4 protein-coding genes and 1 pseudogene are annotated in these 5,894 nt (G+C 41.3%); 2 read left to right on the forward strand and 3 right to left on the reverse strand.

Going from position 1 to position 5,894, the window contains the following annotated elements; all coding sequences use genetic code 11:
* The coding region (locus CIL02_RS13190; RefSeq protein ID WP_305775615.1) for a group II intron maturase-specific domain-containing protein at nucleotides 1-260 on the forward strand (260 nt) is incomplete at its 5' end.
* A 185-nt stretch (nucleotides 261-445) separates the two neighbouring features.
* On the opposite strand, the gene CIL02_RS13195 is transcribed toward CIL02_RS13190, so the two are convergent.
* The 3 genes from CIL02_RS13195 to CIL02_RS13205 are packed head-to-tail and all read right to left on the reverse strand — an operon-like array spanning nucleotide 446 to nucleotide 5,520.
* Complete coding sequence (locus CIL02_RS13195; RefSeq protein WP_094402418.1) at nucleotides 446-2,131, reverse strand: RNA-binding domain-containing protein; 1,686 nt, start codon at nucleotides 2,129-2,131, stop codon at nucleotides 446-448.
* 36 nt (nucleotides 2,132-2,167) lie between these two features.
* Nucleotides 2,168-3,304, reverse strand: a complete 1,137-nt coding sequence (locus tag CIL02_RS13200) for a DNA-processing protein DprA (protein WP_170935101.1) — start codon at nucleotides 3,302-3,304, stop codon at nucleotides 2,168-2,170.
* Nucleotides 3,301-5,520, reverse strand: a complete 2,220-nt coding sequence (locus CIL02_RS13205; RefSeq protein ID WP_206073510.1) for a RecQ family ATP-dependent DNA helicase — start codon at nucleotides 5,518-5,520, stop codon at nucleotides 3,301-3,303. The genes CIL02_RS13200 and CIL02_RS13205 overlap by 4 nt, the downstream gene beginning before the upstream one ends.
* Nucleotides 5,521-5,659: 139 nt before the next feature.
* On the opposite strand from CIL02_RS13205, the pseudogene CIL02_RS16770 reads away from it, so the two are divergent.
* A pseudogene (locus CIL02_RS16770) lies at nucleotides 5,660-5,894 on the forward strand (IS982 family transposase); the annotation flags it as partial.

A 5,894-nucleotide genomic window follows, 5' to 3' on the forward strand; every position in this document is an offset into this window, starting at 1 on the left:
TGGGGATAGAGATTGAGAGCCAAGTCCGAGGTTGGTACAATTACTATAACAAGTTCGGCAAGACAGAATTTGTCAAGGTCATGAACCACTTGAACATGGTGCTTGCCTATTGGATACGCAGGAAATATAAGCGCTTCCATCGCAAGCCCATTGTCAAGGCTTTCGGTTGGCTTCAAGACATAGCGAGCAAAGACCGCAGTCTTTTCTATCATTGGCAGAGAGGTCAGACCCCAAGGTTATGTCTATGCACAAAGCGTTGAGTGTGAAGAGCCGTGTGAGGGGAGACTTTCACGCACGGTTCTGTGAGAGGGTGAGGGTGAAACTCCCTCGCTCTACTCGACCTGTGTTTCCCAAATGTTAAAGATATAACAACCTATGGTGATGTTCAGATTATGACCGAACCTACTTCAATAACGACCGAAAAACGACCGAAAAACGACCGCGGTTATGACTTAAGGTCATTTTCTCCCTTCTCGGTTATTATCCAAGCCTTTCCGGATGGTATAGTATTCAACTGACCATTATCCTTCATCTTTACAAGGAGTCGTCCGATATAGCGCATTTTTGACTCTGGTGAACCTGCCGGGAGACTATGTTGAAGAGTTTCATAGGCATCTTTTCTCTTGAAGCCAGAAGGTCCAGCGTTATGAGCCAACTGTAAGGCAAGTTTTACAAGGGCATCATAAGCAAGTCCTTGTTCCTTTGTGTATCGCCCTATTTGATGAGTCATTTGGGCAACCTTCAAAGATATTGTGTACTTTGTACCTCTCTTTTCTATCAAGCCCTTGGATTTCAGATATTGCAGGGCATCCTTTGTAATTGGGCTGTTTTTCTGAACGGCATCAAGCCAGACACACTCCTTCAAAGAAAGGGATGTGTCGTTTTTGAGCAAATTGGTATAGTTTTCATCAATGACTTTGCCATATATTGTCACGCCGACACTACGTTTGTCGTTGTCAATTTCATAATCAGGCATTGGGAAATAGCGCTTACGCTGCTCGGTAAAAATTTTCTTTATGCCACGACCTACTGTATCAATCATGTTGTAATGAACCATGCCTTTGCAAAGGCACTCGTTGCGATAATGGCGCTGTGGTCCTTTATGTTCCAACGCAGCCTCTATGGTACCAGGAATGAAAGAACCTCCATTACCGTAATACAAGCGATCTTTGCTCTCTACAAAGGTTATGCGCTCCTGCATGGTATAGTCCTGATGTGCTATGCAGTTATGGAGAGCCTCTCTGATGGTGTAGTCATCGTACTGCTTCATGGTGTCTGGGAAGAGAGTGCCTCCGGGCAGTTCACGCATAGTGAGGTTGCGTACCTTGGCCAATACCTTATCGACCGTCAAGATAAATGGGATGGAGAAATGTTCGTAGTCAACGACTATATGGTCTTCATCTTCCAATGTCCATGTTATCTGTGCTACTGCCGGATGGAGTTTCTGTAATGATTCTGGCTTTCCGAGAAGAAGAATGGCAGCACGAGTAAGTTGACCATCTCGCATCATGTCACTGTGTGATAGGAAGTCTTCAACACTCCATCCATCCACTTCTTCCCCGGAAATACTGGAAACATGGACCTTCTTATACATCATACGTGCGGTAAAGATTGCCAACTCGTCAAGGTCTCTGATAGTTGCAGATGGGACAAGATGGGCAGTCCAGTCTGGTATAGGACTTTGCTCACGAATCTCGTCCATCTTGGCTTGATTCAGCGGTTTTATGCTCTCGCCGTCACGACCGTATGCAATGCCTTTCCAACGCATGACTATGTTACGGGGCGAGGCTGGAATCTTGAATATCAGAACACGCTTGTCCTCTACTTGAATAGGGACTATCTCACGGAACACGAGATTGTCGCTCGTGTGCTGACTCATGTCCTGCTTCAGTTTATTAAGAGCAACCTCTCCGTCTTTGTATGATGTGCCGACAATGGTGTGAGTCTTGTCATGAACGCCGAAAACAAGCCATGCGAAATCTCGTCCACGCAGGTTGGCCTCATTGCTTAATGCGGAGAAATAGCGTCCAAGTTCATCGAAGTCAAAATTTGATTCAGCTTTCTTGAACTCGACAATCTCACTCTCGGCATGTTGCCACAGTTGGTCAAATATTTTGTTATAATCTTCCATCCTATATCTTGCTTACAAATAATACAACAAATTCGATTATAAATCAAGCTGTAACTGCTGTTGCTGCGGTTTCTTACCTTTCAAGGAATAATAGACACGGGCGCCAATCTTTTTCTTCTCTACTTGTTGTAGATTATTAAGATAGCGTTTCATCTTGTCATCTTTCCATTCGATATTCAAGCGTTGAATAATATCTTTTGCTGAAATCATGTCAACATTGTTCAGAATTTCTATGATTTGCAAATCGAATTTTTCCTTTTGAAGTTGTTCTGGGGCCTTCTTTTCTTCCACACTCAGAGTCAGTATTTGTCCATTGATATCAACAGCAGAAGCTCCCTTCTGGATAAGTTGAAGATTTGCATTCTTTTCATTCTTATTGGGATATCTAACATATATAGGACGATTCTTGCGAAGTCCATCAATAACACCAGACCATGTTCCTCCCTTATCATCACTTTGAGCAACAAAAATTTCAGATGCCATGCCATAGATGATAGGATTTCGTGCCATCGCAAACTCTACCGACCATGGAGCTTTTGGCGCGAAAGTACTCATTACTAATACGTTTCCTTGGGCCACCTGCTTGTAATACTGCTTAAATCCAGAGCCGAAAGTCATTATTCCCTGGGGTAAGACAATAATACTTTTACCATTAGCCCCTACAGCAGAGTCCAAAGCTTGACGATCAACTCCCTTTGCAAATCCACTAACGACCACCTTGTTTTCAGAAACAGCTTTCTTTGCAATGTTATCTGTGAAGGTTAGAGATAACGTATCAGCACTCCTCGAACCAACAATTGCGATTGAAGCTTCCTGCAAAATCGCCTTATTGCCCTTTGTGTAGATTACCGTAGGAGCATTGTATTGTAAATTCTTCTTTAAGATCTTGGGATATTCATCATGTGTCATTGGAAGAATGTCATATCCTTGAGCAATCAATTCTTCAACAAGAAATGAATTGTTAGGAAGTTGAGCCCTCGCTTCTGCAAACTGACTCTTTTCAACATCATTCAGGCCAACGACATCCCAGTTCGAAGAATCTTCGAACAAGTCAACAATAGATGTCTGAGGTTCATGTTGATAACATTTGACATAAATCTCATTCTTACGCTTGGTCCACATCTTTGGTATCAAAGCCAAAGTTACCCAATATGTTAGTTCTTGCTTAATCATAATGTACCACCTACAGTTTTTGCGATTACAATTGGAACGATGCATTTAGCACCTTTCTGAGTTAACAACTTACCCACTTCTTTGAGGGTTGCTCCGCTATCATATATATCATCAAGCAGAACAATGTATTTATCTTTAACTATATCTTCGTCAATGTCAAAAGCACCAGAAACATTTTCCTGCTTGCTGTATGAATTTTGGAACATTTTCTGTTCTTGTGTAATATGAACTTTTATCAGTTCGTGGCTTATAGGCACACCTATAACCCGAGCGAATTTTGTCGCAAAGTTCTTTACCAAATCGCCCGATTTTGTTGGCGGCAAGTAAAGAACCAAGTCAAAATGAATGCCGCGGAACTTTTTACCGAAGACAGATAATGTCTTTTTCAGAAGGAAATCAGGGAAGTCACCGCCATTTTCGTATTTGCTTCTATGTACAGCAGCACCTACATTTGACACTCCGTAGTAAGATGCTGCATAACCATCAACCAAGCGGGATGCCTTTCCAAGATGCCCCTTAATGATTTCTCTCTCTTCCTGATTATATTCGAGAAGATTAATGTTATTGCTATATTCTTTAATAGGGCGTTCAATGACTTCTCCCATATCATTCTTTACAGTCTTCTCCACCTGAACCTTGCCTGGTGCAATATAGCGCAAACGGAAGCCTCCTTTTCTTATCGTCCAAGACGAAAGTTCAAGACACGGGAAATACGTTTCTCTGAAATCTTCTAACTTTGTCATCCATTCTGGAGTAACAGACACCGTGATTCTTTCAAGATTTGTGTTGTCACAATTTGAATATTCCACAGTCTCATCGCTATCAAGGAAAGAACACAAATATTTCATTCTTGGCATCCCTGTGTATATATACTCTTCCATTGCATGAAGATCCTTCAACTTGGCTTCTCTCAAAGCTTCGAAACTTTCCGTGTTAAGGGCAGGGGCATTATATTGGTATTCATATTTCTTTATCTTGCCATACAATACTTCCTTAATAATACCTTGGTCTATTAGGTCTGCCTTGATAACACGTAATTGATTGGTCTTTAGATTCGCTTGCTTCAGCACTTCTCTTTCAGACAATGGTTCCTCCTGCAACAACGAGATTACTTTTTGGTATTTTTTTGTAGTCGGACGGGAGCCTTCAACGAAAGATAGAGGTAGCAAAGAGTCTGTGGCTACATCGTTTTCATTTTCTTTTTTCTCATTATAGAACAGAATGATACGAGTCGGTTTACCATCTCGTCCAGCGCGACCAATTTCTTGATAGTAATGTATCGGAGATGCAGGCATCTGAGTATGTATAACAAATCGTATGTCCGACTTATCTATACCCATGCCGAGTGCATTGGTCGACACGATACACTTCCATTTGTTTTGCATTAGACCTTGCTCAATAGACTTTCTTGTATCTGCATCAAACCCGGCATTGTAGTCTGTCGCATTGATTCCAACAAACCGAAGCCACTTGGCGTAGACTTCCGTACCAATACGTGTTCCTGTATATATCAGCCCTGTTCCATTAATGGCATTCAAATTCTCTGCCAGCCAAATCATTTTCTCATCCTCCGATTGTACTTTGACAACCTGAAGTTGGAAGTTGGGGCGGATAAGATTACCTCTGATGGTTGTCAAACGACCACCAATCTGTTGTTCAATATCATATTGCACCTTTTTGGTCGCAGTGGCAGTCGTGGCAAGAACTGGAAGACTCTGAGGAAGCAGTTGAACCAAGTTTATGATTCTGCGAAATGATGGACGGAAGTCATGTCCCCATGTAGAAATAGTATGAGCTTCATCCACAACAACCATCGAGAGCTTCAGCTGGCGAGTTGCTTCAATCCATTCTTCGTTTTCTTGCCTCTCGGGCGCTATATATAAAATTTTTATATCTCCATTCAATGCACGTTGAATGGAGTTCTGGTTTTCTTCATATGACTGCTCTGAATTGATATATGCTGCAGGAATTCCTCTTTCACATAGGCTTCTTACCTGGTCTCTCATCAAAGCAATCAAAGGAGAGAATACGACAGTAATGCCATCAAACTGGGTGGCAGGAAACTGATAACATAATGACTTCCCGAATCCAGTTCTTTCAATCATCAGGATTCTTTCTCCACGAAGAATTCTTTCGATGGATCGCCATTGCTCTTCATAGAAATGATCCAAGCCGAAGATTCTTTTGAGTTTAATCTCCGCTTCTGATCTTGTCATTCTTATCTGCATAATTTCATCAACATTTATTATTTAACGTGAGTTCGACGAAATATAAGTGCTTGAAAATTTGGTGATTAGCGAAAATTGTTGTAACTTTATAGTGTTGAAATACAAAGAATTACAAACAATAATCGCTATGATCACCGAGGACAAAGTTACAGAATTATTTTGTATTGCAGATGTTTTTTGCAAGTTTTTTGATGCCATGATGGAAAAATATACACTGAAAGCAGATAAGAAACGGCAATATCACCGCAAGTCAACCATGTCAAAGGCAGAAATTATGGTAATCATGATACTGTTTCATGATTCAGGCTACCGTTGCCTGAAACATTTCTATATAGAAAGGTATGCAGACATATGCGTAACCA

It is taken from the genome of Prevotella sp. P3-122 (genome assembly GCF_002251365.1).
Classification (GTDB): Bacteria; Bacteroidota; Bacteroidia; order Bacteroidales; family Bacteroidaceae; genus Prevotella.

Bases quoted from the DNA above. Each gene is read 5' to 3' on its own strand.
- CIL02_RS13205 (WP_206073510.1), bottom strand. From the start codon at position 5,520: ATGACAAGATCAGAAGCGGAGATTAAACTCAAAAGAATCTTCGGCTTG.
- CIL02_RS13200 (WP_170935101.1), bottom strand. From the start codon at position 3,304: ATGATTAAGCAAGAACTAACATATTGGGTAACTTTGGCTTTGATACCA.
- CIL02_RS13195 (WP_094402418.1), bottom strand. From the start codon at position 2,131: ATGGAAGATTATAACAAAATATTTGACCAACTGTGGCAACATGCCGAG.